Source organism: Pseudoxanthomonas sp. UTMC 1351, assembly GCF_040948865.1.
GTDB lineage: Bacteria > Pseudomonadota > Gammaproteobacteria > Xanthomonadales > Xanthomonadaceae > Pseudoxanthomonas_A.
In genome coordinates, this window is sequence record NZ_JAVGJT010000009.1 from 71,712 (window position 1) to 95,776 (window position 24,065).

Genomic DNA, 24,065 nt, shown 5'->3' on the forward strand with positions numbered 1-24,065 from the left:
AGCTGGCTGCAGCGAGCTGCCTTCGCCTGCGCGATCGGCGCCCCTAGGCTGGGCGCTGCAATGGCGAGAGGAGCACTTCATGCACGACGCGCACCCCTGGTTGTCTTCACAGTCCGCCCTGCGCGCTGATGGCATCGCACTACTGTCAAGAATTGGAGGGATCGTTCTGACATTCGCCGCCGCCGCGCCGGCGGCCGCTCAGGACAACGCCGTTACCAGCGCTGCCGACGCGTTTGGCGAGCGCGCCGGGATCGAGCAATCGGGTCTGTATACCGAGAGCCAGGTACGCGGCTTCGATCTCAATAACAGCGGTGCCTATCGCATCGACGACGCCTATTTCAGTCGTGCCCAGGCGCCAGACGACACGGTCCTGGCGGGCGTGAGCGTGCGCGTTGGAGTGAACGCCGCACGTCTCCCTTACCCTGCGCCCTCGGGTGTCGTGAACTATCGGTTGCGCGAGGCCGGACCAACGAACGAGCTGCGGGTCGGTGCGGGCTTTCGCGACTTCGGCACGCGTGTGGTCCAGAGCGACGTTTCGTGGCGTGCAGGGGCGTTCAGCCTCGCCGGCGGCGTCGTGTGGCGCCCTGTGTGGCGTCTCGCGAAAGGCGAGCGCGGCTCGGGCATCAATGGCGGCGCCGTAGTCGGCTGGAACCTCGCGCCCGGTCACCGTCTGCGAGCGTTCGGATCGATCAATGACCGCGAATATGACGGCGACTATGCGGTCATCCCCAGCGCGGGTGCGATCCCGCCGAACCTGCGGACGCTGCACCAATACTCGCCGGACTGGGCGCGGACCGTGGGCACGACCACCAACCTTGGCCTCCTCTACCGCGGTGAGCTCCATGGTTTCACCGTCGACGCATCGGCCTTCCGCTCGGTCTTCTCCCTCGACAATGCGGACAACACGCTGATCTCATCGGACGCGCAGGGGAACGCCACCGCCACCACGCTGCGGACCCCGAAGCGCGACTACCAGGTCTCGAACACCGGCGAAGTCCGGCTGGGGCGCGCGTTCGAAACGGACGATTTTGGAAACCACATCACGCTGTCGCTGCGCGGCCGGCACACCACCACCGAGCTCGCCTCCAGCCTCGCCATCCCGCTGGGCGCTTTCGAGCTCGTCACCGGCGATCCGCCGGAGGTGCCCGAACGCCCATGGTCGGGCACGCGCGGCGAAGACGTCGTCAAGCAAACTACCGTCTCGGCGGGCCATGGCCTGACCTGGCTCGATCGCGTGCAACTGCGCCTCGGGGTGCACCGGACGCGCTACGACAAAGCGGTACGCTCGACGTCCGGCGTAACGAGTGAGCGCCTCAGCGACACGACGCATTACAACGTTTCCTCCGTCGTCAACCTGACCGATCGCACCGCAGTGTTCGGGAGCTGGGTGACGGGGCTGGAAGAGAGCGGGTCGGCGCCCGCGTCCGCGATCAACCGCGAGGAAGTCCTGCCGCCGGTGGAAACCGAGCAGTTCGAGCTGGGCGCGCGCCACGCAATTTCTCCGCGGCTGACCTTGATCGCCGCGCTCTTCGATGTTTCTAAGCCCAGCCAGGGGTTTCGTCTCGACGGTTCGTTCGGTGTTGTTGGCGAGGTTCGCCATCGCGGCTTCGAGGCCTCGATCGCGGGGGAGCTCACCCCCGAGACCAGCATCCTGGCGGGCGTCGTCGCCTTCGAGTCCGAGCTGTCGGGAGCGCTTGTGGATGCCGGCTTGGTCGGCTCGCATGATATGGGCGTATCCCAGCACGTCGCGAACGCCACAATAGTGCGCCGGTTCGGAAGAGATTGGTCGCTGGATGCGACCGTCAGCTACATGGGCGAGCGCTGGGCCGACACGGCGAACAGCTTCAAGGCGCCGGCCGTGACGACACTAAGTCTGGGCCTGCGCCATGGCTTCATGCTCGGCGGTCGCCGCGCCGACCTGCGTATCCTGGGTTCGAACCTCCTCGGGGCCGAGGGCTATCTTGTCGCGCAATCCGGGCTCCTTTCGCCCGTCCCGCCGCCCACCGTGCGAGCGGTGCTCACAGTCGCCCTTGGCGCAAAAGAATAGGATGCTCCGCGCGAAAACTGACGGCCTTGTGGCTTCGGTATAACCGGCAATCCGCACCACGATGCCCGGCCATTCCTGCATCATGCGGCGGCGCTGCCCACCGCGCAGTAGTCCTCATCACCGAGCACCTTCGCGCCGCGCGGTCGATCAGATGGGTACATGTCCGCTACTGGCCGGAGGCGGACGTCTAAGGAACCTCTGAATAATTGTCGTCGTCCCCGCGAAGGCGGGAAGCGCTCTTCAACAGCCGAATGGTTGGTCATGACGAGCAAAAGCCGAATTATTCAGAGCTTCCCTAAGTGAGGGTTGGAACGGCAGCTTTCGACCCAAAGCAGACGTTCGCTATCGTTCGTAGATTAGGTCTGGAGCAGGAAATCGCTGAAGAACCTGCGCTCGACGCCACGCAGCGGGTCGATGAACGCCAGCCGTTTAGCCAGCAATTGCAATGGTGCCGAGTAATCGCCTGCCGCGCGGTGGAACAGTGTCGGATACATTCCATCGTTGGCGATCGGCGCCCCCAGCGCGGCCATGTGCACACGCAGCTGGTGCTTGCACCCGGTGATCGGCGTCAACGCATAACGCCAGTACCCATCGTAGCGCGCGACGACGTCGATCCGGGTTTTACTGTTCGCCGGACCTTCGATCTCCTGCATGCGGAAGAACGGTTCGCCGGCGACCATCCGGCTGGAGCGGATGCACGGAAATTCGACGTTTGGCAACGCTGGCGCAATCGCCTCGTAACCTTTTTCGATCCGTCGCTCGCGAAACAAGGCCTGGTAACACGCGCGGCTTTGCGGGTTGCCCGAGAACAACACCAATCCGGCGGTGTCGCGATCGATTCGATGCAGTGGCACCAGCGAATGGTTTCCGGTTCGGCGGATCAGCCGGCCCAGCAGGGTTTCATGGACGTGGGCACCGGCAGGTGTGACCGGCAGGAAATGCGGCTTGTCCGCCACCAGCAAGTCGGCATCGGCGTGCAGCACGACTTCATGGAACGGGATCGGCGGTTCGTCGGAAGCTTCGCGGTAGTAATGGACCTCGAGCCCGACCCGATACGGCGTTTCCGGCGTCAACCATCGCCCATTGCTGTCCACGACTCGCCCTCGCGCCATTCGCTCCAGCCATTGCAAGCGCGCCACTGCCGGGAACCGTTCACACAGGCAGTCCAGCACCGTCGGCCACGCCCCCGGCGGCAATTGCAGTGTGCTAGCACCGAGTCCATCAATACTGGGGGGACGTTTTCGCATGCGGCAGTGTGCTCGCCATGTGCGGTTTGCATCAATGCCGACGTCAAAGTCCGCTTCTGGCCGGAAGCCGACATCACCCCCCAGCTCCCCGGCCTCTGGAAAAGCTCAGCTCTTACGCATAAGGATCATCTTTTCCTGCGTCATGTCGCGCATGGTGTAGGGGATGCCGCCGGTGCCGTATCCGGATTCCCTGCGGCCTGCGAAAGGCATCCAGTCGGTCCGGAAGGCGGTGGGGTCGTTGATCATCACCGCGGACGCATCGAGACGGTTGGCCGCACGCATGGCGATATCAATATCTTGAGCGAAAATGCTGGCCTGGAAGGCGGTGGGCAGGGCGTTGGCGCGCGCGATCGCGTCGTCGAGTTCGCCATAGCGATAGACCGCGACCACCGGGCCGAAGATCTCCTGCATGGATATCCGTGCGTCGACAGCGGGATCGAGCAGCACCGTCGGTTGCAGCGTCGTCGCCGAGAGGCGTGTCCCGCCGGTGGCGAGCTTGGCGCCGCCCTCGACGGCCTCCGCTATCCATTCGGCGACCCGGTCGGCCTCGCGCGGCAGGATCAATGGGCCGACCTCGGTGTCCTTCACCGTGGGGTCGCCGGTACGCAATCTTTCGACGCGCGCGATGAGCCTGTGCGTGAAGTCGTCGGCGATGTCATGGTGGACGTAGATGCGCTGCGTCGACACGCAGACCTGGCCAGCATGGTAGTACCCGCCCTTCACGATCGGCTCGATGATCTTGTCGAGGTCGGCGCTGCGATCGACGATGGCCGGCGCGGCGCCTCCATGCTCCAACGCCGAGCGCGCCCCATGGGCGAGCTTGGCATGCAGCGACCAGCCGACCCTGGCCGAGCCGATGAAGCTCAGGAAGGCGACCCGCTTGTCGGTCGCCAGTTTTTCGGCCAGTTCGTTGCCTTCCGGCACGAAGCTCTGGCACCAGGGCTCGGGCAGGCCAGCCTCATGAACCAGCGCGACGAACTCGAGGCACGAGAGCGGCGTCGTGCCCGCGGGCTTGACGATGACCGGGCAGCCAACCGCGATGGCTGGCGCGACCTGGTGGACGATCAGGTTCAGAGGATGATTGAACGCCGAGATCGCCGCCACGACGCCGATGGGCTCTTTGGTGGTAAATGCCCAGCGGTTCTCCGCGGCCGCGGACAGACCCATCGGGATTTCCCGTCCGGCAAAGTTCCGCAGTTCGTCAGCGGCATTGTGGACGCCATCGATGGCGCGGTTGGTCTCCACGATAGCGTCAGGTAGCGGCTTGCCACCCTCACGTGCGATCTGCATTGCCAGATGCTCGCGCTTGGCTTCCATCAGGGCGGCGAGTCTGCGCAGGATGGCGATGCGCTGATGGGGGTTGAGCCAGCCGTCGCGATCCTTGAAAACGCGTTCTGCGGCGTGCAGCTTGCGCTCCAGTGCCGCGGCATCATCGGTTTCTATTTCTGCGATCGGTGCACGATCGAAGGCCTGCACGACGTTCAACATGGTGGGTTTCCTCGCACATCAGGTGCTTGAGGGAGGAGTGGGGCGTCATTTCCTGTGCGGCCCTGCAAGCGGTCGGTGACGACCGATGGCGTCGCGACATATTCGCTCACGCGCACTCCAGGCCGGGCGCGCGATTGCGCAACTCATCGACCAGCACGCGGGTGTTCTCGGAATAATCGATCGGCACGTCGACCAGATGGACCCCGCCGCCAGCGAACGCGGCTTCGAGCGTCGGCACGAGATCCTCGACCGCCGTCACTCGCGACCCCTTCGCGCCATATGCCTGGGCATAGCGCACGAAATCGGGATTGTCGAAGCTCATGCCGAAATCCGCGAAGCCATCGACCGCCTGCTTCCAGCGGATCATGCCGTAGGCACTGTCGTTGAGGATGACCACGACCAGGTTCAGCCGGAGCCGCACCGCCGTTTCCATCTCCTGCGAATTCATCATGAATCCGCCGTCGCCACAGACCGCCATGACGCGGCGATGCGGGTAGAGCATTGCCGCCATCATCGCCGAAGGCAGGCCGGCGCCCATCGTGGCGAGCGCATTGTCGAGCAGCAAGGTGTTGGCCACATGCGTGCGGTAATTGCGGGCGAACCAGATCTTGTACATGCCATTGTCGAGACAGACGATGCCGTCGTCCGGCATGACCTTGCGCACGTCGTGGACGAGGCGCTGGGGTGTGACCGGGAAGCGATCCTCCTTAGCGCGGTCGTTGAGGCGAGCGAGGATCTTCTGGCGCAGTTCGATCATCCCTTCATCGGGGGACAGCCGGCCTTCGAGCCGCTCGGCAAGCGCTTCTACAGAGGTCCCGATATCGCCTATCACCTCGATGTCCGGATGGTAGACCTGCTCGACCGTGGCGGACTGGTAGCCGACGTGGACGACGTGCGGTCCGCCGCCGTTGTTCATCAGGAAGGGCGGTTTCTCGACCGTGTCATGGCCGATAGCGACGATCAGGTCGGCGCGCGCGACGGCCTCGTGGACATAGTCGCCTTCCGAGAGCGCGGCGGTGCCCATGTAGAGATTGGATCCGCCCGTGACCGCGCCCTTGCCCATCTGCGTGTTGAAGAAGGGCAGCCGGGTGCGCACCACGAACGTCGATAGCGCCTCGGCGAGCCAAGGCCGGCTTCCGGCGGCGCCGATCATCACCAACGGTCGCTTGGCAGCGAGGATAGCTTCCGCAGCCCGGTCGAGCGCGGCGGGATGCGCGAGCGGGCGCTCAAGCGGGTGGACCGGAATGACGGACGCGTTCTCGACCTCCTCGGCTGCGACGTCCTCCGGCAGCTCCAAGTGCACCGGTCCCGGCCTCTCCTCCATGGCAACGCGGAAAGCGTCTCTTACCGTCGCGGGAATGGCCGCCGCGCTGACGATCTGGCGCGTCATCTTGGTCAGTGGCTTCATCGAAGCGACGATATCCACGATCTGGAAGCGGGCCTGCTTGGCGCTCATCACGGCCTTCTGTCCGGTAATGAGGATCATCGGCATGGCCCCGAGATGGGCATAGGCCGCGCCTGTAGAGAAATTCAGCGCGCCCGGGCCCAGCGTGGCGAGGCAGACCCCGGGTTTGCCTGTGAGCCTTCCATGCGTCGCTGCCATGAAGGCGGCGGCTTGTTCATGGCGCGTCAGCACAAGTTCGATGCGCGAAGTCCGCAGCGACTCCAGGAAGTCGAGGTTTTCCTCGCCCGGTACACCAAAAATGCGGTCCACGCCTTCGTTCTCAAGCGCGTCGACCAACAAGGCAGAGCCCTTGCGCATTGTTCGGACCTTCATGGGAGTGAATTGGACAGAACTGGGACGAACGTTATTCTTATTCGCGGACGAGTCTAGCAAGCGATACGTTAACTGCGCGGGGACCTGACGCTACCCGGAAAACGCGTCAGCGATGATCCCTGGTTCGGGCAGCACCGCCAGAGATGGGTGGGAGTGGCAGGAAGCGGACATTAGCTTCATGCGCGGATGGAAAGTCTTCTGGTTCGTGCATGTCAACGACAGGCCCGAATTCGCATGACAAATAGATCGATTGGCGGATTTGAGTCGTCCAAAAATGCATGGACTAGGCCGCGAACATTCGTAGCTTGCACGCAGCAGCAACATCCAGTTTGTTCTACTCCGAGGCATCATCTTGGGAGAGACATTGATGTTCGACCAGAACAAGGCGACGCTTGCAAAGGCCAATTCCGCCGTCAAGGCCGGCGACAATGAGGGCTTCCTGTCGTACTGCGCCGAAGATCTGGTGTGGACCACGGTCGGGCAAAGCAGCCTGAGAGGTAAGCCCGCGGTGCGCGGATGGATGCGTGAGAACTACGCAAGACCACCACACTTCACCGTTGATGAAATGATTGCCGAGGGCGACCTTGTCGCAGCGCTGGGCACAATCGAAATCGAAGTGGATGGTGCTCCGGTCGCCCATGCCTATTGCGATGTGTGGCGGTTCCGTCAAGGAAAAATGGCCGAGTTGCGCGCCTTTGTCGTCCCCAAGAACGCGGACTGAGCGGACAGCACGTGGCGCCCGTGCAGGCGCAGGTGTTGGTCGCTGCGGCGCGCTGAATATCACCAGGCCAGAGGTTCGAAACAGCGCGGGCACGCGATATGGACGGCGCGGGAGTGTCGCTGGCCAGGGCATTCGTCGTAGCGGCGAGCATGCCGGCGAGCAGTAGGGGCAGGGCGTTCATCGTGACGTCTCCTTGAGACGGAATCGGCGTGGACTCGTGCTTGGGCTAACGCGCGTAATCGACGCTTCGGGGAGAGGGCTCGTGTTTCAACCGGTCAGTTGCCGCAGCAGCGTGGCGAAGTCCGCCACTTCCCAGTGCTCGGCCATGCGGTCGTTCTCGATCCGATAGAGCTGGAACGCCATCGCATCGATGCGACGCCCGGTCGCCTGAAGTCCCAACGCGGGAAACTCGCCGCGATGGGTGCCGGTGACGCTGTTAAACACGGCCACGCGATCGCCTTCGGCCACCATGTCGTGAATGGGAAGCTGCAGATCCGGGAACGCTGTTCGCAGCGTGGTGAAGTACGTACGCAGGACGCTTCGGCCGCGGGTTTGCCCCGGCAGATGGTCGTCGTAATCTTCGGCCACGATCTCGTCGAAGGCCGACAGGTCGCCGCTCTCGATCGCCGAGAAGAAGCGGCGAACGAGGACCTTGTTGGCGTCAGTCTGCGAAGACATGGGGATTCTCCTTCGTGGTGGGTTGACTCGATGCTTGGGGTGGCGGCCGCGATACGATCAGCCTTGAGAGCCTCGCTTTTTCAGCTCGCCCAGGTACCAAATGATGATCGGGCGGGCGCGCTCGGCCTGCGCGGACTTCCAATCGCGGAACAACTCCGTGCTCAAGGCGAGCGCGGTATTCGGAATCGCGCCGGCGTGGGCGAGGCGGTCGAGTGCGGTGGCATGGGCAATCTGCGACTGCCCACCGACGGCGTCCGCCACGATCATGACCTCATAGCCTTCCTTGATCGCATCGACCACCGGGAACGCCAAGCAGATCTCCGTGTAGAGCGCACCGAAGATGAGGCGCTTCTTGCCGGTCGCCGCGACTGCCGCATGGAAGGGCTCATCTTCCCAAGCGTTCATCGAACTGCGATCGATGATGTGAGCGCCCGGGAGTTCTTTTGCGATCGAGGCGCGAGTCGGGCCGTTGACTCCCATCTCCACGCCGACGGTGGACAGGATCACGGGAATGTCGAACGCTTTGGCGATGCGGATGAGAAACCGCGTGTTGAGATCGATCAGTTCCGCCGGCGTCTCCGAGCGAATCTGCTTGAACATCTCGACTTGGTAATCGATCAGCACCAAGGCAACTTCGTCATGGTTCCAGACGCCGCCCTGAGGCGAGCGGGGCTGCGACCGATAGCTGGCTTTGCCGGTCCCGCTGGCGGCGCCGGACGACTGCGCGAATGCGCTGCCGACCATGGCGGCACCCGCCATCCCCGCCGCGGCCGCCAGGACCGTTCGACGCGACATCGTCAGCGACGGCGCCTCGGCGCCAGTGGGCGGTGCGTCTTGCGCCGCGTTGATGCCCACATGCTTCGAAGGCATGGATGGGCCGACGGTGTTGAAGGGAAGGTGGGTCGACATGGCGGCCTCGGTGGTTGGGGTTCGTTGAGGCTGCTTGCGCCGTTTCGCGTCGGCCAGCCCCGATCAGGTCAGTCCTTGCCCCCTCGATCTGGGGGCCTCGGTTGGAGTTGGATGACGCGCCGACCATGGCGCCGAGCATCGATCGAGTAGGCGCCCGGGCCCATCAGTGCGAGCGCGGCGCAACCGCCGAGGTGGCCGAGCAAGAGCAATTGCTGAGGCAACTGCGTCCCGGCTGCGGCCACGATTACCGCGATGCCCAAGAGCAGCCTAAGAGCAGGGCGATCCAACGTGTCGCAAAACCGAGAATCAGACCCAAGGCGCCCAGCGCCGCGAGCGAAAGAAAACGCCATGGCGATACACGTTGCTCTGGACCAAGTTGATATCGTCATCGGATCCGGGACCGATCGATCTGACCATTTTCACCGAGAATCCAACGCGGTCGCTGGTGTGTGATGCCGGCAAATTGAAGTAGTGATGCGTCGGATCAGGGTTCAAGTTTTCCGCTCTGAAGATGCAATCAACCGAATCCATCTTCTCTGTTCCTGTCGAGAATTCGCATCCTTCCTCGTCAACAAGCACAATATTCTCCAGTGCGGCGGTCCGAAGACTGTTAGCCCTGGCGACGCTTGATGACGCACCTTTGTTTATGACCTGACAGGTGTTGCATCCACATACGCCGCCATCTGGCGTTCAAGTGCTTTAACTGCGCTGCTGCGCCAGCCCTCCGCCATTGCCTCTGACATCGGATCGGGAAATATTTCCTCTTCTCCCTTCTCCACGCCGTCGAAGATAGCCCGCGCGGCAGACTCCGGAGAGGCCTTCGGTATGTCCAGATCCCGAGTCATATCGGTATCCATGGGTCCGGGCAGGGCGACATGTACGCTCACGCCCCGGCTAGCCAAGAGAGCGCGTAGCGCTTGTGACATGGAGAATGCGGCCGCCTTTGAGACTGAATAAGCCGGATTGAACGGCGACGGGGCAAGAGACGACAACGATAGAACGTTGACGATGGCGCCTCGAGAGGGCGTTAGCAACGGTAAGGCGGCCTGGGTGAGGTCGTAGGCGCCGTACAGATTGATCGCAAGATGCTGCTCGAGCATGGAACGATCGCTGAAATCTTCGAAATGACACAGGCCGGCGTTGTTGACGAGGATATCGAGCGCCTCGACCGTCTTGACAGCTGCATCAATCTGCGCGGCATCGGTGATGTCCAGTGTCAACGGCGTGACACGGCGGTCTGGGTGGACGGAGGGTTGGCGCGCACCGGCGTATACCCGCTTTGCGCCCCGCCTCAAGGCTTCCTCGACCAGTGCCTGTCCGAGGCCGCGATTGGTCCCGGTGACCAGCACTACTCTGTCCGTGATCTTCATTTCAGTATCCTCAATTGGTTATCGGCAGGCGCGCCAGAACTTGCCCTTGCGCATCGGAATGCGCTGCTCTTAAGGCAGCGCTCGTGATAGCTCGCTGAAATGGCGGAACAGTTGTGCGACCTATGCCTTATGGTCATGAAGCATGCTGATGCGGCCACGGCCGACCTTTGCCGGTTTCGCACAGTAATTTCAGGCTCCTTAGGAACTGCCCCCACGTGTAGTTGCATTCAGCGAACATCGACGTGTATTCCTTCCAATCATCGTGATGGAGGGTCAAGAGTGTTGCTGTATCACCATTCCTTGTTTGTTGTATCTGGTCAATCGCTTCCGGATTAGAAATTAACAGGCTCTCTTTATCGCTGGCATGAAGCTCGAAAGAAATAGTAGTCCCTATCCATTCGTCGGCACCTGTCATGCAAGTCCATTTGACCTGCTCGGACGGTTTCAACTCAGTGACTTTCATTTCTTTGAAGTAAACGGGGCCAAATGCAAAACGTGAAAAACTGCCACGCTCAGGTTTTGCCTTTGTGTCGGGCGTCCACCACGCCGACAATCCTTCCTGGCTGGTAATGGCGGCGTAAACTTTCTCCGCCGTAGCTCCAATCAGCAGCTCGTGATGAATATTTGGCATTTTTTCAAGCTCCTCATCTCCAGCGGTCGTAAACAAGATTGGGACCGCGCGGCGAATAGCGGGAGTAACAAGTGTGGCGTGATATGAGTTGGTGCGGCGATCGGACGATCTTGGCGTAGGTGCTGAAGAAGGGGCCGACATCCGCGGAGCCGATGCGAAGCGAATATGAGGACTGTTTGAGTTTCACGTTGTGGGCCAGGGGCGCCCGCAGGCCGTCCCAGTTCCGGTGGTTGAACAGCGCGACATAGCGCGCCACCGCAGCGGACGCAGGCCGCGCCTCCGGAAGCCGGCCGGCTTGCGTGTTGATCTGGCGAAGGCACGCGCGACCCCGCGACAGCTTTCCGGTAGATTGGCTGCGCGATGGCTTCAAGCGGTGGAAACCGCCGCTAGCTCGCCAAGGTGCTCGTGCTAGCCCTTACACTAAAGCAACGGCCGATCGTGTCCATGCGGCCTTCCGAGCCGGCAAGAGGAATCCGAGTTGCGAGTCATGTGCTTGAATGGATGGGGCGGAAAGCTGTATGAGCCGCTCATCGAGTATCTACGCGAAGTTTCTCCCGATATGTTGTGCTTGCAAGAAGTCGTGCACACCCCAGCGTCGGACAAGGACGTTTTGATATATCGCGATGGCGCTCACGTGCTTCCGCAACGAGCCAACCTATACCGGGATGTCTGCCAGGCGTTGCCAGATCACGTGGGCATCTTCGCCCCGGCTGCGCAAGGAACCCTCTGGGATGGCGATGAGCAGATCCCCTCGCAATGGGGATTGGCGACATTCGTACGGAAGTCTCTTCCCATCATCGCGCAACACCAGGGCTTCGTTCACAAGACGTTCTCGTCGGACGGATATGGCGAGCATCCAAGGTCGCGGACCGCGCATGCAATCCGGGTCTATGATTTTGAACGCGGTTGGCCGGTCTGCATCGCGCATATGCACGGGCTTCGCGACATGGCAGGGAAAATGGACACGCCAGAGCGTGACGCGCAAAGCCGAAGGTTCGCTGACATTTGTACTTCCGTCATGGAGAGCGGAGATCGCCTGATCGCGTGTGGCGATTTCAATGTGGAGCCGTCGAGCAGGACATTTGCAACCTTGGCCGAGCTTGGACTGGTCGACTTGGTGACGTCGAGAGGTTTCGACGGCACACGTACCTCTCACTATGGGAAGTCTGGTCGATATGCCGACTACATGTTGATCAATGCGTTGGTTAGTCCGGTTTCGTTCGACGTCATCGCTTTCCCGGAAGTTTCAGACCATCGTCCTTTGTTATTGGAGCTGTGAGAGCACGCTCATCGCTAGTTGAAGGCGCAACGGCTTTGCCGCATGCCGCCCAAATGGTGCCTTCATCTTCATTTTCTTTGTTCCCCGAATCCAACGTGAAAGTGCAAATGTTTTGAATCCTGATACCTGCCCAGGTTGGTCACCACGCGGCAGGCGCCATACTGGGCTTCGACTTCCGCGGCCACGTCTCGAACGACGTCGAGCAGGTCGTACACCAGCGACACATCGTGACCGGCGAGATCGGTCAATGATGGGATGTGAACCTTCGGAACCACGACGATGTGGATCTGCCAGTAGGGTCTCGTATGGTGAAATGCCAATACATTCTTCGTTTCCCGCACGACATCAATCGGAGTTCGGCCACTCAACGCTTCGTCACAGTAGAAATCGCTAGTCATTGATCGAATCCCAGCCGAACATCCGAGTTGTGCCGAGCCGCGAGGCGGCTTTCGGCCCTGGCGAGTCGCTAGACGAATCTACAGCAACCTTTTATCGTCTGGTTATCCACGCGGTTCAAATGTTGGCGTGTTGAGAGCATAGAACCGCCCGCCCATGGATCTACGGTCGCTGGTCGCATAGATGCGAGCGCCGCATTGCTTGCAAGAACGATCGTCCGGAAATGGCCAGCGCCCGCAGGCGCGCCGGCGCACCGTCCTGGGCCGATGCGGCACAAGGCCGCTGGTAGTGGCAGAAAGAGGTGGCACCGCGGAAGATCGCGCGCTAATCCACGCTCATGCCGCAAGTCAGGTTTGCTACCGTTCCCGTCATCGCGTCGGCATGGTCCGAAGCCAGAAACGCCGCCGTGCTGGCGACATCTGCCAACGACGGCAGCCGTTTGAGAAGCGTCCAGCCTTCGATCAAGCTCCGGAACTCTTCCGCCTCACCGACAGGAAAATCGGGATCTGGCCCCAGGGTGTCGCCAATGCGATGTGGCCGAATGCACACGACACGTACGCCTTGCGGTCCCAGCTCGGCCGCCAGCGTGCGTGTCAGTCCTTCGATTGCCGCGCAGGCAACACCAAATCCGGCTGTCGAAGCCACCGCCAACCGCGCGGGTGAAGCCGAAAGCGTGAGAATGACGCCGGAGCGCTTTTGCACCATGTGCCGCGCCGCGGTTCGCGATGTCAGGAACTGCGTGGTCGTCCACGACACGATCGGGGAAATGAAATCGTCTCGCTTTAGATCGGTCAACGGGACGCCTTGCAGGACACGAAAGCCGATGGCGTTGAAGACGACATCGATGCGACCGGCCTTCCGGATCACCTTGGCCGTGTATTTCTCTATCGCGTCCTCATCGAGTACATCGACTTGCGCCACTTCAGCTTCACCGCCGGCCGCAACGATATCCCTCGCCACAGCCTCGACCGGCTCGGCGTTGCGTCCGCTAAGAAAGACTTTGGCGCCTTCACGGGCAAAGGTTCGCGCTACGGCGCCACCAATCGCTCCTCCCGCGCCATGGATCACAGCGATTTTATTAGTCAGCAGCATGGTGATTTCCTCTGGCTATTAAGTTGATGGCAGTGGAAACGAGTGGTGCTCATGCGCGACCACCCAACGGCCGTCCAGCTTTCGAAGTCCGACGGTGAGGCGCAGGCGGTTGCCAGGATCCTTCTTGAGCTCCTCGTCGGTTCCGCAACGAAGCAGGGCGTGCGCGAACGCGACATCATTCCCGGCGGTAACCTCGAGCGAGACGATCTCGAATACAGCGCCTTGTTTCTGGTACTCAAAAAAGGGCGGCCAGGTTTCCCGATAGGCCGCCTTGCCTCGCACTTCGTTCGGGGGCGGCACGTCGAACATCACGATGTCATCGCTGTGATCGACAAGGACCCCGTCCATGTCGGCGGCGTGCACCGCCTGCGCCCAGCACTCGATCAGCACACGGATTTCAGCTTCGTCATTGTTCATTTTTCGCATCTCCTTGCTTGGATGACGAATGACGCACGGCGAAATCGACAGGCCGCTGTATCGCCACCACGGGCAGCGGGCACAGAGTTCATCAATGGCCATGCTGCTGCGTTCCGGATTTGCCCAGCGTCTCCAGCAGCAGGGATACCGCTGCCTCAATACTCGGATCGTGGCCGGCCGCCAGCATGTCCGGCCGATCGATCGCTTCGACGTCCGGTACCACGCCCTCGTTCTCGATCACCCAACGACCGTCCAGGCCAAGACTGCGGGCACTGGCTACCTGCACTTCGCCGCCATCGGCAAGCTTCGGGTTGCCGTCTACCGCGATGGTCCCACCCCAGGTGCGGGTACCGACCAATGGGCCAAGCTCGAGCTGCCGGAAATAGTGGGCAAACGTGTCGCCGCCCGATGCCGAATGGCCATTGATCAGCATCGCCTTCGGTCCGGTGTGGGTGAGTTGGGGTGTGGACTGCAGCGGCTGGTCGCGGCGCTTCCAATGCTTCATGGGCCGTCGCGCCAGGAGCTCGATCATGCGGTCAGGCACCAGGCCGCCGCCGTTGTAGCGGTTGTCGATGATCAAGGCTTGCTTATGGCCATAGGCCTGTATCCCCAACAGCAATGCGCCGTAACCGGATGCGCCGGTGTTGGGGACGTGGATGTAGCCGATGCGTCCGTTGGACAATCGGTCGACCAGCGCGCGCCGCTCGCGCACCCACGCAAGCTTGCGCAGGCCATGTTCCGAAGTGATGGTCCGCAGCGTCACATCGCTTGCACCGATTTCGCTGGGCTTCGCATTGATGCGCAGACGGACATGCTCGCCGCCTTTGCCCTGCAACAGCTGGTAGATATTCGAGGCTTTGCGGGTGTCCACGCCGTCGATAGCGAGAATGTAGTCTCCCTCGCTCGCTATTCCTGCCAGTGGCGACCGCGTGTTCTCATGCCAGGGCTCACTTGGAAAGATGCGTACGATACGAAAGTAGCCGGAGGGGTCGACCTCGATCTCCGCACCGAGCAAGCCGCCGTCGCGCCGCGGGAACTTAGGCTGGTCGCCCGAGTTGACGTAGAGATGGCTGGCGTTGAGTTCGCCGACGAGTTGGTGCAGCACATAATCCAGATCCGCCCGATGCGCGATCTGCTCCGCCCAGGGTGCATAGCTGGCGTGCAGCGCGCGCCAGCGCGCCATCCCGCCGTGCATATCGGGATCGTAGAACCAGTCGCGCACGATGCGCCATGAATCGTCGAAGGATTGGCGCCACTCTTCGCGGGGCTGCAACAGGACCTTGAGTCCTGAAAGATCGAGCGCGGCGGCGGAGAAATCCTGCTGCGGACGCGCGGCAATCAGCGCAAACGCATCGTCACGGCGCACCAGCGCGCGGCGGCCATCTCCGGAAAGCGCATAGCTGCTGACGCGTTCGGTAACGGTGGCGTCCTGCGTGGCGCCGATGTCGACCATACGCAGGGTCAGCGCGCCGGCCTCGGCATCGTCTTCGCTGCCTGATAGGAAGTACAAAGCTTCGCTGGTCGCACGCAACGTCCGATAATCGCCGGAGGCCACTGGAATTGCCTGCGCGCGATCAATCATCCCAACGGGATCGATGCGCACGTCTTGGTTGATCCGAACACGCGAAGAATGCGCGGCTTTCGCCTCCGCCCAGGCCGGCGCCTCGCCGGTCAGCCCGATCGCGTATATGCGGGTGGCGGCAGTCGGAACGAAATTCTCTTCGTAAGCGCTCATCGTCAGCCGGATGTCGCGCTTGGAGAGCACGTACAGCCATCGTCCTTGCGGATCGAAAGCAGGGCCGAATGCGCTGGAGGTCGGTTCGGTGACCGCGTACCGTGAGCCATCTTCGACCGAATACAGCCAGACTTGATCGAGCCGTGCGGCGTTGCGCCGCGTGTAAGCCAGCCAACGGCCGTCAGGCGACCAGGCGTGATCGGTCAGGTCGGCGAAGTCGTCGCGATCCACCTCGAGGACGCGGCCTGTGGCGACTTCGGCGATGTGCAGGCGGCGCGAGTGGTCGGCGAACGCAAGCCATCTTCCATCCGGCGACCAAGCCGGAGTGAAACGCCACACGTTGCCGCCCCGGGTCAGTTGCTTCGCGGTGCGGTCGGCCAGTGAACGTACGTAGAGTTCGTATTCCCCGCTCGCATCGGAGAGATAGGCGATGTCTCGCCCACTAGGCGAAAGCGCCACGCCGTGCTCGCGCACCGTCGCGGTGGCGGTCAGATTCTCGACGACGCCACTTGCGGTCTGCAGGTTCAGGACTTCGCCACGCGCGCCGAATACGATACGTTCGCCATGCGCGTCCACTGCGAATGATTCGACGTGCTTCGCCACCGGCGTCGAAGTCGCAGCGGCATGGCGAAACGCATCAGGTACCTGGATCGGGATGCGTGTCGCCTCCCCGCTGGCCGGATCGAATCGCCAGAGCCAGCCATCGCGTTCGAACACGATCGCATCCCGGCCCGCGCTCGGCCAGAGCACATCCATGGTGTCGAAATGGGTGACCTGCTCAGGCTCGCCGCCGCCGCCGGGCAACCTGTAGAGATTCACCACGCCACCGCGGTCGGAGGCGAAGTAGACCGTGTCGTGCAGCCACATCGGCTGCGCGTCGCTGGCTCGGTGATCAGTGAGCCGCCGCGCGGCATCGTGCTCCAGGTCGTAGATCCACACGTCCGGCGCTCGTCCGCCGCGATAGCGCTTCCAACTGCGGAAATCGCGGTCGATCGGCGTGTAGACATACTGCAGGCCGTCCGGCGACAGCATGCCGCCGCCGGACTCCGGCATCGGTAGCGGTCGCTCCATGCCACCGGCAACCGGCACCAGATACGGCCGCGCGTTGCGGTTGCCGTGTGGCGTGCGGTTGGCCAGCACCAGCACGTGCTGCGCATCCGGCGTCCAGCCGAGCACGCGGTAATCGGTGCCGCCGCGTGGTGGCAGCGGACCGGCATCGTTGTACCAGGTGAGTTGCAGCGGCTCGCCACCGTCAGCCGGCATCACGAACACCTGTCGCGTGCCGTCGTACTCCGCCGAGAACGCGATCCGGCGGCAGTCGGGGGAAAACTTCGGGTAAAGCTCCTGGCCCTGGTGCGAAGTGAGCCGTCTGGCGACGCCGCCGGAGGCTGCGACGACGTGCAGATCCCCAGCCTGCACGAACGCCACCTGATCACCGCAGATGTCGGGGAAACGCAATAGGCGCGTGTCGCCCGCGTGTGCGGCGAAGCTCGCGAACATGCACAGCGAAAGCACGCACAGCGAAAGCGCGCGTAGCGAAAGCAGCGCCGCGAACCACTTATGGGCGGGGGACAACCAGCAGTGGTAAGCGCTTATGGATCCGGCTATGGCGGTCGCGGGTAGGCGCATGGAAACGTCGGCAGAGATGGACAGGACCGTAATCGTGGGCGGAATCCAGCCGCCCAGGTAGAACACCGTTCGCCACCCAGCTGTGCGATAAACTCACAGCATGACGACCTTGCCGCCACTCGACGGCCTGACTGCGGTGCTCGCTGCGATCCGTGCCGGCTCCTTCACCGCTGCCGCCGATGAGCTCGGTCTCACCCACGGCGCGGTCAGCCGCCGCATCCAATCCGTTGAGCGCTGGCTGGGTACGCCGCTGTTCGAACGCCATGCACGCGGCGTGCGCGCCACACCTGCCGGTCAGCGTTTCGCGCGAGAAGTCGAGCAAGCACTGGCGACTATCAGCCAGTCGGCCGAGCACTGGCGGCCGCGGCGTGAACTGGAAACCGTACGTATCAGCGTGGTGCCTTCATTCGCCAAGCTGTGGCTGCTGCCGCGGCTTCGCGCGCTGCAGGGCGCGCCAGCCGAGCTGCGCATCGAACTGTTGGTCGAACATCGCCTGGTGAATCTGGAAGGCCGCGAGGCCGACCTGGCGATCCGCTACGGCGCAGGCGTGTGGCCGGGGCTACGCACTCATCTGCTGATGCGCGAAACGCTGTTTCCGGTGGCGGCGGCAGACATTGCGCAACGTCTTGGCCCGCGGGCATCGGCCGAGCGGATTGCCCAGGAGCCGCTGCTGCATGATTCGGACACCACGCAGTGGCGTGCTTGGCTGCAGAGTTGTGGACAGCGCTATCGCCCGCGCGCGCGCGATCGGCGCTTCGAGGATTACGATCTTGTACTGGCCGCTGCCGAGGCCGGTCTCGGCATCGCGTTGCTGCGTGCACCGCTCGCGGTGTCGGCGCTTGCTTCCGGACGGCTGGTCCCAGTCAGCGACCATGTCATCCACAACAAAGCCAGTCACTGGATTGTCACCCGCGCCGATGAGGATCGGTCATCCGTATTGCGCCTGATCGAGCGGATGTCGTCCGAATCCAGCTAGCGCTTTCGTTGGCGTTCGCTTGAACCAAGCAGACTCGCGAAGCAGGTCGGCCTGAATAAACTGCCAGAACCGGATCTACAGCAGCCTTATGTCCTCGGGCTCCCGATCCGGCCTGTCGTGCAGATTGTCGTAGAACTTCAACGGTGCGGCGACCAACTCATCTCTGTCCACGTCCAGTGTCGGAATGTGGAGCGCATAGAACCGTCCGCCCATGGATTCATGGTCGCCGGTCGCATAGATGCGAACGCCGCATTGCTTGCAAAAGGCATAGGTGAGAAACGGCGCCGGATGTCCGGCAGGCGTCCAGCGGTACTCGCCCATTTCTTCAGGGCTGGTGAGAAGCTTAAAGTCGTCGTCGCCAGCGAAGGCAAACCATGCCCTGGCTTTCCAGCAGAGCGAGCAATTGCACCGCTGGGTGCCCTTGGCCAGGTCAAGATCAGCTTCGTAGCGGACTGCCTTGCAATGACAACTGCCTTGATAATGCTTCTTGGGCATTTCATGCTCCTGTTGTTGGGTGCTGTTGTGCAGATCCGCGTACTGCCAAACTCTACCAAGTCATCACCGAATTCTTTCCAGCGAAGGTGAGATTGTCTAAGGTTCCCAGCCCGCCCATTTAGACGCCCCAGAGCGTCCTCGCCTCTTCGGCGACCACCTCGGGCATCTCTTCCGGCCAGAACAGCTTTCCGCCCTCGACCAGCCGAATGCCGCGGGAACCGGGCAGGATATTGTCGAGCCACGTCGCCCACACGACGGGGAAAAGCGGGTCTGCCGTTCCCCACACCATGCGTGTTGGCGTGTTCAACCGACGGAGCGTTGGCTCGATCGCGAGCAGGGGATTAGGGTCGAGCGCCGCCAGGTACCCATTTAGCTGCGATCTGCGTAGAGGCGATGCGACGAGTGGCCTAAAATAGTATTCAATCGCCTCATCCGTGACGTTCGCCGGGTTCATGTAGGCGGAGCCGATGATGCCTTTGTCCGAGCGGGCGTAGACAGGATCATCCAAGTGCCGCTGCATCTTCTGGTCATACGTGCCGGCCTTGGCAGCGTTGATCGAATTGCGCATCTGCGGGGGCGGGCAGTTTTCGTGCACATCGCAGTTCGTCAGGAGCATCGTGCGGACGCGATCCGGGTGTTGCACCGCAAAAAGCTGTGCAATGGTTCCACCGCTGTCGTTAGCGACCAGATCGACAGCGGGAATAGCCAAGCCATCGAGGAACGCCGCAAGCATGTCGGTTTGCGCTTGGGGAGAAAGGTCCTGCTGTTCTGGAACGTCCGAATATCCCAACCCCAAGAAGTCCAGTGCGATACATCGGCGATGGGGCGACAGGCGCTCAAGCGATCCACGCCAGTGAAACCCATTCAAGGGCAGGCCGTGGAGGAACAACGCCGCCGCGCCGCGCCCTTGTTCCACATACGCGATGCGTCCGAAAGGCGTTTCGGCAAAGCGGCGAAGTGCGGTGAACGCCGCCGGATCCAGTGCAATCTTCTCCCTGCTCGGCGCCACGCGGCAAGCCGAGACGGCGGCTATGCCGGCAACTGCCGCGCAGGTCTCCAGAAAGTTTCGTCGGTTCATTTCAGATCCTGTGCCGCTGCGGCGCTAGATAGCGGCTGTATTGATACAGCGGCTTCCCACTCAGGCAAGGCATCTGGGACGAACGACAGAAACTCGGGCGCGAATGTCGGATGCGCATTTATCCCCGACCGTTGCGACGCCTCATTGCTACTGATCGGCGTTATCGCGGGGCGCAGATCGACTCTAAGAAAGCGCGGTGAATTCCTTGTGGGAGCGACGTGAGTCGCGACGTTGATGTCATCGGTCGCGACTCACGTCGCTCCCACAAGGACGCTATGCCGGCATCTGCCGAAATGGTGCAACGGCGCCGTTCAGGATAGCGATCGCACATCAACGCCGGTCCCAGAACCATCAGACTTTAGAGGCGTTCAGGCCCGCCATCCCAATTGCCTTCCGCAACCGATCGCGATAGCTCCGCCCACCGGATAGCTTCTGACCGTTGTGCAGGCGAAGCAGATACTGTCCTGATGGCAACAACTCCACATCACGCACCGCACCGATCCGGACCACGCGGGAACGGTGTATGCGCACGAACTGCGTGGGATCTAGCCTGGCCTCGAGCGCAGTGAATGTTTCGCGCGTCAAGAGACGCTCATGTCCGCAGTGCACCTCGACGTAGTTGGCGCTGGCGATCAGCGAGTCGATGGTCTGTACCGGCACCAGCCGCATGCGCGCACCCGCCTGCAACAACAGGCGCTCGGGAAAAGCAGGCTTGCGTGCGGTCACACGCATCCGTAGGCGCGAAAGCGTGGCCTGCAAGCGCCGCACGGTGAACGGCTTAAGCAGGTAGTCGACAGCATCCGTCTCGAACGCACGAACAGCATGCTCGGAGTGGGCGGTCACGTATACGACGCATGTGTCGCCTGCAACGGCGTTCGCCGAAACGTGCAGTCCATCTATTTCCGGCATGTGGATATCGAGGAAGGCGACATCAGGACAGTGCGAGCGAAGCGCCGCTATGGCGGAAGCGCCGTCTCCACATTCAGCGATGACCTCCACACCGGCCTCTTCCCTCAGCAAGCGCGATAGGCGTGCCAGTGCCATCGGTTCGTCATCCACCACGATGGCGCGGATACGCTGGCTCATGCGGCCTCCGGAAGTCGTTGCAAGGGCAGGTCGATATGAACGCAGGTTCCGCTCGCTGGCGATGTCTCCACCTTGAAACGGAAGTCGTCGCCGTAGAGGCATTGCAGCCGCGCGCGCGTGCCCGCCAGCCCCACGCCGTGTCCTGGGATCGCGGCAGTTTCGCCGCTTCCATCATCAGAAACTTCAAGAAGTAACCGATTGTCATGGCTTCGTGCCGTAACTCGGATGCTGCCAGGCGTCATGCGTGGCGCTACGGCATATCGGATTGCGTTTTCGACCAGGGGCTGCAACAAGAGCCGTGGCACCGCGACCGAGCACAGTGATTCGTCCACATCCAGATAGAAGCGAAGCCGCGGCCCCAACCGGACTTGCTCGATGCCCACATAGTTTTCTATCAATTCGATCTGGTCGCCTAGAGTGGTCTGTTGCGTCGATCCGCCGTCGATGCTTTGCCGCAGCAGACCTCCCAGCCCCACCACCATGCGGTCGGCGGACGCCACGTCGCGATGCATCACCTCGCTGATGGAGTGCAGCGCGTTGAACAGGAAGTGCGGATCGAGCCGCGCCGAGAGCGCTTCAAAGCGCGCCTGCGACAGCTGTGAATGCAGCTCGGCGTGTTGTCGTTGGCGCAACCGCTCGCGCTGTGCGTAAAAGAGCGCATGCGCCACGCCAATAATCATCCAGGCGGTAAGCAGATTGCCGAGGAAGCTCGTGCGCAGCAGCGCGGTCCAGCTTGGCAACTGTTCATGCCAGCCTATCCAGGGATTGAACGCCGCAGTACACAGTGCGCGCATCACGATGACTCCCGCAACCGCCAATGTCAGCCACCCAATCGACCTAAGCAGGGTGCCGCGCTCCATGGGATGGCGACCTACCCACCAGAGAAGAAACAGGGTGAATGGGATCCACAGCACCGCTTTGGCCATTTCCGTGCGCAGCAGATAGGACGAGGTGACCTGCCCGGAAAAGGCTTCATACATCTGCCCTGTCCACACGAGTCCCGTGAGCAGCCACCAGGCGCTCACCCAAAGCCATGTCAAGGTCGTTTGTCGTTGCATAGCGGATTGTTTCCGATCGAGGACTTCCTGGCCAGCGAAAAGCGCGACTCCGTACTGCAGGTGACGCAGGCAACTGGGCGCGTAGCTTGGCACTCCCACTCTTTGGTTCCAGTGCAAGGTGCGGGACAAGGGCGCCGGCGGCCGGGAGTTTGTCATAAGCGACTTGCCAGGGAATATGACCTATTAGGTCATTGAGTCGGATAGGGGACGCCGGTTAACTGCCGGCACCACCCCTCACCGAAAGGTCGATCGGATGTTCCGGCGCGAATTCCTTCAAACATTAACCGCGGCGGCCGTCGCTTCGATGGCGTCCCGTCTGGCATTGCCTCTAAACGCGGCCGCAGCGAATCAGAAAAACACGGACGTCTGGAGCCCCGCGCAATTTCATGCTGCCCGGCGCTTCGCCGGCCTTCCGCAGGGAAAGATTGCATTCGTGGAGCGCGGCAGCGGGCCGGTTGCGTTGTTCCTGCACGGCTATCCACTGAACGGCTATCAGTGGCGCGCACCCATGGCGGCGCTGGCCACAGAGCGGCGATGCCTTGCGCCCGATCTGATGGGGCTTGGCTATACCGACGTCGCGGCGGACGCCGATCTATCTCCCGCGGCGCAGACCGCGATGGTGATCGACTTGCTCGATCGCCTGGAGATAGCCGATGCCGACATCGTCGCCAATGACAACGCGACCGGCATCGCACAGCTGATGGCCGCGCACCATCCGCTGCGAAGCGCCACCGCTGTGGTAGGAGCGCCGTCCCCGGCGCGAGCTCGTTGCTTCTATGTGGTCTGGCACCAAGAGCTCGCGGCGAGAGGCCGCTCCTACCCAAGCGTAGCGTTTCCTGGCAATCAAACGCCGCGTGCGTCGGCCACGTGGGGCTGGCGTACGGCACTGGAAGGATCGATTGGCAGGGATACTTGTCGAAGGGATGCGAGATCCCTGAATGACCGCGTTTAATGGAGAGAAAGTACCTCGGCCTGCTGACGCGTTACGATGCGGAACTCCCCACGCCGCACGTTGTCGATTCCCCTTCATGAAGGCCCACACCCCCGAAGCACCTCCGGCGGCATGAGCATCGCCTCGACCCGTGTGGAAACCTGGCCCGAACCCAGGATCGAACGCTTGCAGCCGTGGATCGCCGCGCTTTTCAGCGCGTTGCTCCATCTGCTGATGTTGCTGATCCTGCTGTATGCCTCCAAGCCCATTGTGACGACGTCGCAAAGCGCGGCCGGTGGCAGCAGGGTGAAAGTGGACTTCATCGGCGAGCCGCGCCAGTCCGAGCAGCCCATAGAGGCACCGCAGAATCCGCCGCCCAAGCAAGCGCCCGTCCCGCCAACGCCTGCCGCCTCGCGCGTGCAGTCCACGCTGGTCGAGCACACCGACAATCCGGTACCGCCCGACGCGCCCAACATATCGGAGCCAATCCCGCGTCCGAGCGAGCCACAACCGCAGCCACCCAGCCCGCAGGACGACCCGGCGCCTAGTCAGGCACAGAAGCCCGCCACCAGTCCGCCACCCTCGGCACGGCGCCGTCCCGAGACCTGGACGGGGCGGCCGCCGGGCATGATCGAGGAAGATGCCGCTCCTGAGAACGCGGGGCTGACCAACAGCCCAGCCATCAACAACGGCCGCGGACGCGATGTCACCGCCGCCGGGCCCAGCATGGAACTGGGCGGCTATCTGGTCTATTACGAGGTACTCAGCGAAGACAAGCTGCGCGCCTGGGCCGACCAGGGCATCAAGGAACTCTTCATTCCTTTGCCTGGCACGCGGTACTACATGATCTGCTCATTGGAGATCGCGCTGAAGCGCGGCTCCGGCAAATGCCGAGCGCTCGAGCCTAACTCGCCGGAGATGGCAACCATCGGCGACGCGCGCAAGGTCGTCACCATGCTGCAGGTCTACAAGCAAGGTGAATTGGTCTGGCGTGGCCCGGGGCCTTACAGATGAGTTCACCGGGC

At 62.4% G+C, this 24,065-nt stretch carries 21 protein-coding genes; 6 read left to right on the plus strand and 15 right to left on the minus strand.

All coding sequences use genetic code 11. The features are described 5' to 3' along the window. The first annotated feature begins 79 nt into the window (after positions 1 to 79). Complete coding sequence (locus tag AB6O04_RS07615; RefSeq protein WP_368563237.1) at positions 80 to 2,047, plus strand: hypothetical protein; 1,968 nt, start codon at positions 80 to 82, stop codon at positions 2,045 to 2,047. A gap of 356 nt (positions 2,048 to 2,403) precedes the next feature. Here AB6O04_RS07615 and AB6O04_RS07620 read toward each other — a convergent pair whose 3' ends face one another. From AB6O04_RS07620 to AB6O04_RS07630, 3 genes are all read right to left on the minus strand, one after another. Beyond that, positions 2,404 to 3,294, minus strand: a complete 891-nt coding sequence (locus AB6O04_RS07620; RefSeq protein WP_368563238.1) for a pseudouridine synthase — start codon at positions 3,292 to 3,294, stop codon at positions 2,404 to 2,406. A 105-nt stretch (positions 3,295 to 3,399) separates the two neighbouring features. Continuing rightward, positions 3,400 to 4,782: an aldehyde dehydrogenase family protein gene (locus AB6O04_RS07625; protein ID WP_368563239.1), complete on the minus strand. Its 1,383-nt coding sequence runs from the start codon at positions 4,780 to 4,782 to the stop codon at positions 3,400 to 3,402. A gap of 106 nt (positions 4,783 to 4,888) precedes the next feature. Beyond that, entirely contained in the window at positions 4,889 to 6,544 is a 1,656-nt protein-coding gene (locus AB6O04_RS07630) for an acetolactate synthase large subunit (RefSeq protein WP_368563240.1), read from the minus strand. Positions 6,545 to 6,926: 382 nt separating this feature from the next. Here AB6O04_RS07630 and AB6O04_RS07635 point away from each other — a divergent pair, with 382 nt between their 5' ends. Next, complete coding sequence (locus AB6O04_RS07635) at positions 6,927 to 7,280, plus strand: nuclear transport factor 2 family protein (protein ID WP_368563241.1); 354 nt, start codon at positions 6,927 to 6,929, stop codon at positions 7,278 to 7,280. Between the two features lie 267 nt (positions 7,281 to 7,547). Here the strand turns inward: AB6O04_RS07635 and AB6O04_RS07640 are convergent, their stop codons facing one another. The 4 genes from AB6O04_RS07640 to AB6O04_RS07655 form a co-directional block, all read right to left on the minus strand. After that, positions 7,548 to 7,958, minus strand: a complete 411-nt coding sequence (locus AB6O04_RS07640) for an ester cyclase (RefSeq protein WP_368563242.1) — start codon at positions 7,956 to 7,958, stop codon at positions 7,548 to 7,550. Positions 7,959 to 8,015: 57 nt separating this feature from the next. Beyond that, positions 8,016 to 8,867: an isochorismatase family protein gene (locus AB6O04_RS07645; RefSeq protein ID WP_368563243.1), complete on the minus strand. Its 852-nt coding sequence runs from the start codon at positions 8,865 to 8,867 to the stop codon at positions 8,016 to 8,018. Between the two features lie 644 nt (positions 8,868 to 9,511). Beyond that, the gene (locus tag AB6O04_RS07650; RefSeq protein WP_368563244.1) at positions 9,512 to 10,237 is read right to left on the minus strand and encodes an SDR family NAD(P)-dependent oxidoreductase; all 726 of its coding nucleotides are present in this window, start codon (positions 10,235 to 10,237) and stop codon (positions 9,512 to 9,514) included. A 133-nt stretch (positions 10,238 to 10,370) separates the two neighbouring features. Continuing rightward, positions 10,371 to 10,868: an SRPBCC domain-containing protein gene (locus tag AB6O04_RS07655; RefSeq protein WP_368563245.1), complete on the minus strand. Its 498-nt coding sequence runs from the start codon at positions 10,866 to 10,868 to the stop codon at positions 10,371 to 10,373. A 487-nt stretch (positions 10,869 to 11,355) separates the two neighbouring features. On the opposite strand from AB6O04_RS07655, the gene AB6O04_RS07660 reads away from it, so the two are divergent. After that, positions 11,356 to 12,147, plus strand: coding sequence for an endonuclease/exonuclease/phosphatase family protein (locus tag AB6O04_RS07660; protein ID WP_368563425.1), 792 nt, complete (start codon positions 11,356 to 11,358; stop codon positions 12,145 to 12,147). A 68-nt stretch (positions 12,148 to 12,215) separates the two neighbouring features. Here AB6O04_RS07660 and AB6O04_RS07665 read toward each other — a convergent pair whose 3' ends face one another. From AB6O04_RS07665 to AB6O04_RS07680, 4 genes are all read right to left on the minus strand, one after another. Beyond that, positions 12,216 to 12,545, minus strand: coding sequence for an HIT family protein (locus AB6O04_RS07665; protein WP_368563246.1), 330 nt, complete (start codon positions 12,543 to 12,545; stop codon positions 12,216 to 12,218). Between the two features lie 322 nt (positions 12,546 to 12,867). After that, positions 12,868 to 13,635 (minus strand): SDR family NAD(P)-dependent oxidoreductase, encoded by a 768-nt coding sequence (locus AB6O04_RS07670; RefSeq protein ID WP_368563247.1) that lies wholly within the window; start codon positions 13,633 to 13,635, stop codon positions 12,868 to 12,870. An 18-nt stretch (positions 13,636 to 13,653) separates the two neighbouring features. Continuing rightward, entirely contained in the window at positions 13,654 to 14,154 is a 501-nt protein-coding gene (locus AB6O04_RS07675) for an SgcJ/EcaC family oxidoreductase (protein ID WP_368563248.1), read from the minus strand. Continuing rightward, entirely contained in the window at positions 14,144 to 17,362 is a 3,219-nt protein-coding gene (locus AB6O04_RS07680; protein ID WP_368563249.1) for a S41 family peptidase, read from the minus strand. Before AB6O04_RS07680 ends, AB6O04_RS07675 begins: the two co-directional genes overlap by 11 nt. Before the next feature lie 154 nt (positions 17,363 to 17,516). Here AB6O04_RS07680 and AB6O04_RS07685 point away from each other — a divergent pair, with 154 nt between their 5' ends. Beyond that, positions 17,517 to 18,392 (plus strand): LysR substrate-binding domain-containing protein, encoded by an 876-nt coding sequence (locus tag AB6O04_RS07685; protein ID WP_368563250.1) that lies wholly within the window; start codon positions 17,517 to 17,519, stop codon positions 18,390 to 18,392. Between the two features lie 75 nt (positions 18,393 to 18,467). On the opposite strand, the gene AB6O04_RS07690 is transcribed toward AB6O04_RS07685, so the two are convergent. The 4 genes from AB6O04_RS07690 to AB6O04_RS07705 form a co-directional block, all read right to left on the minus strand. After that, positions 18,468 to 18,887, minus strand: a complete 420-nt coding sequence (locus AB6O04_RS07690; RefSeq protein WP_368563251.1) for a GFA family protein — start codon at positions 18,885 to 18,887, stop codon at positions 18,468 to 18,470. Positions 18,888 to 19,005: 118 nt separating this feature from the next. Then, positions 19,006 to 19,965, minus strand: coding sequence for an alpha/beta fold hydrolase (locus AB6O04_RS07695; protein ID WP_368563252.1), 960 nt, complete (start codon positions 19,963 to 19,965; stop codon positions 19,006 to 19,008). Between the two features lie 351 nt (positions 19,966 to 20,316). After that, positions 20,317 to 21,051: a LytR/AlgR family response regulator transcription factor gene (locus AB6O04_RS07700; protein ID WP_368563253.1), complete on the minus strand. Its 735-nt coding sequence runs from the start codon at positions 21,049 to 21,051 to the stop codon at positions 20,317 to 20,319. Then, positions 21,048 to 22,109: a sensor histidine kinase gene (locus tag AB6O04_RS07705; protein WP_368563254.1), complete on the minus strand. Its 1,062-nt coding sequence runs from the start codon at positions 22,107 to 22,109 to the stop codon at positions 21,048 to 21,050. Before AB6O04_RS07705 ends, AB6O04_RS07700 begins: the two co-directional genes overlap by 4 nt. Positions 22,110 to 22,362: 253 nt before the next feature. On the opposite strand from AB6O04_RS07705, the gene AB6O04_RS07710 reads away from it, so the two are divergent. Continuing rightward, complete coding sequence (locus tag AB6O04_RS07710) at positions 22,363 to 23,061, plus strand: alpha/beta fold hydrolase (protein ID WP_368563255.1); 699 nt, start codon at positions 22,363 to 22,365, stop codon at positions 23,059 to 23,061. Positions 23,062 to 23,172: 111 nt separating this feature from the next. Continuing rightward, complete coding sequence (locus AB6O04_RS07715) at positions 23,173 to 24,054, plus strand: type II toxin-antitoxin system RelE/ParE family toxin (RefSeq protein WP_368563256.1); 882 nt, start codon at positions 23,173 to 23,175, stop codon at positions 24,052 to 24,054. The last annotated feature ends 11 nt before the right edge of the window (positions 24,055 to 24,065 follow it).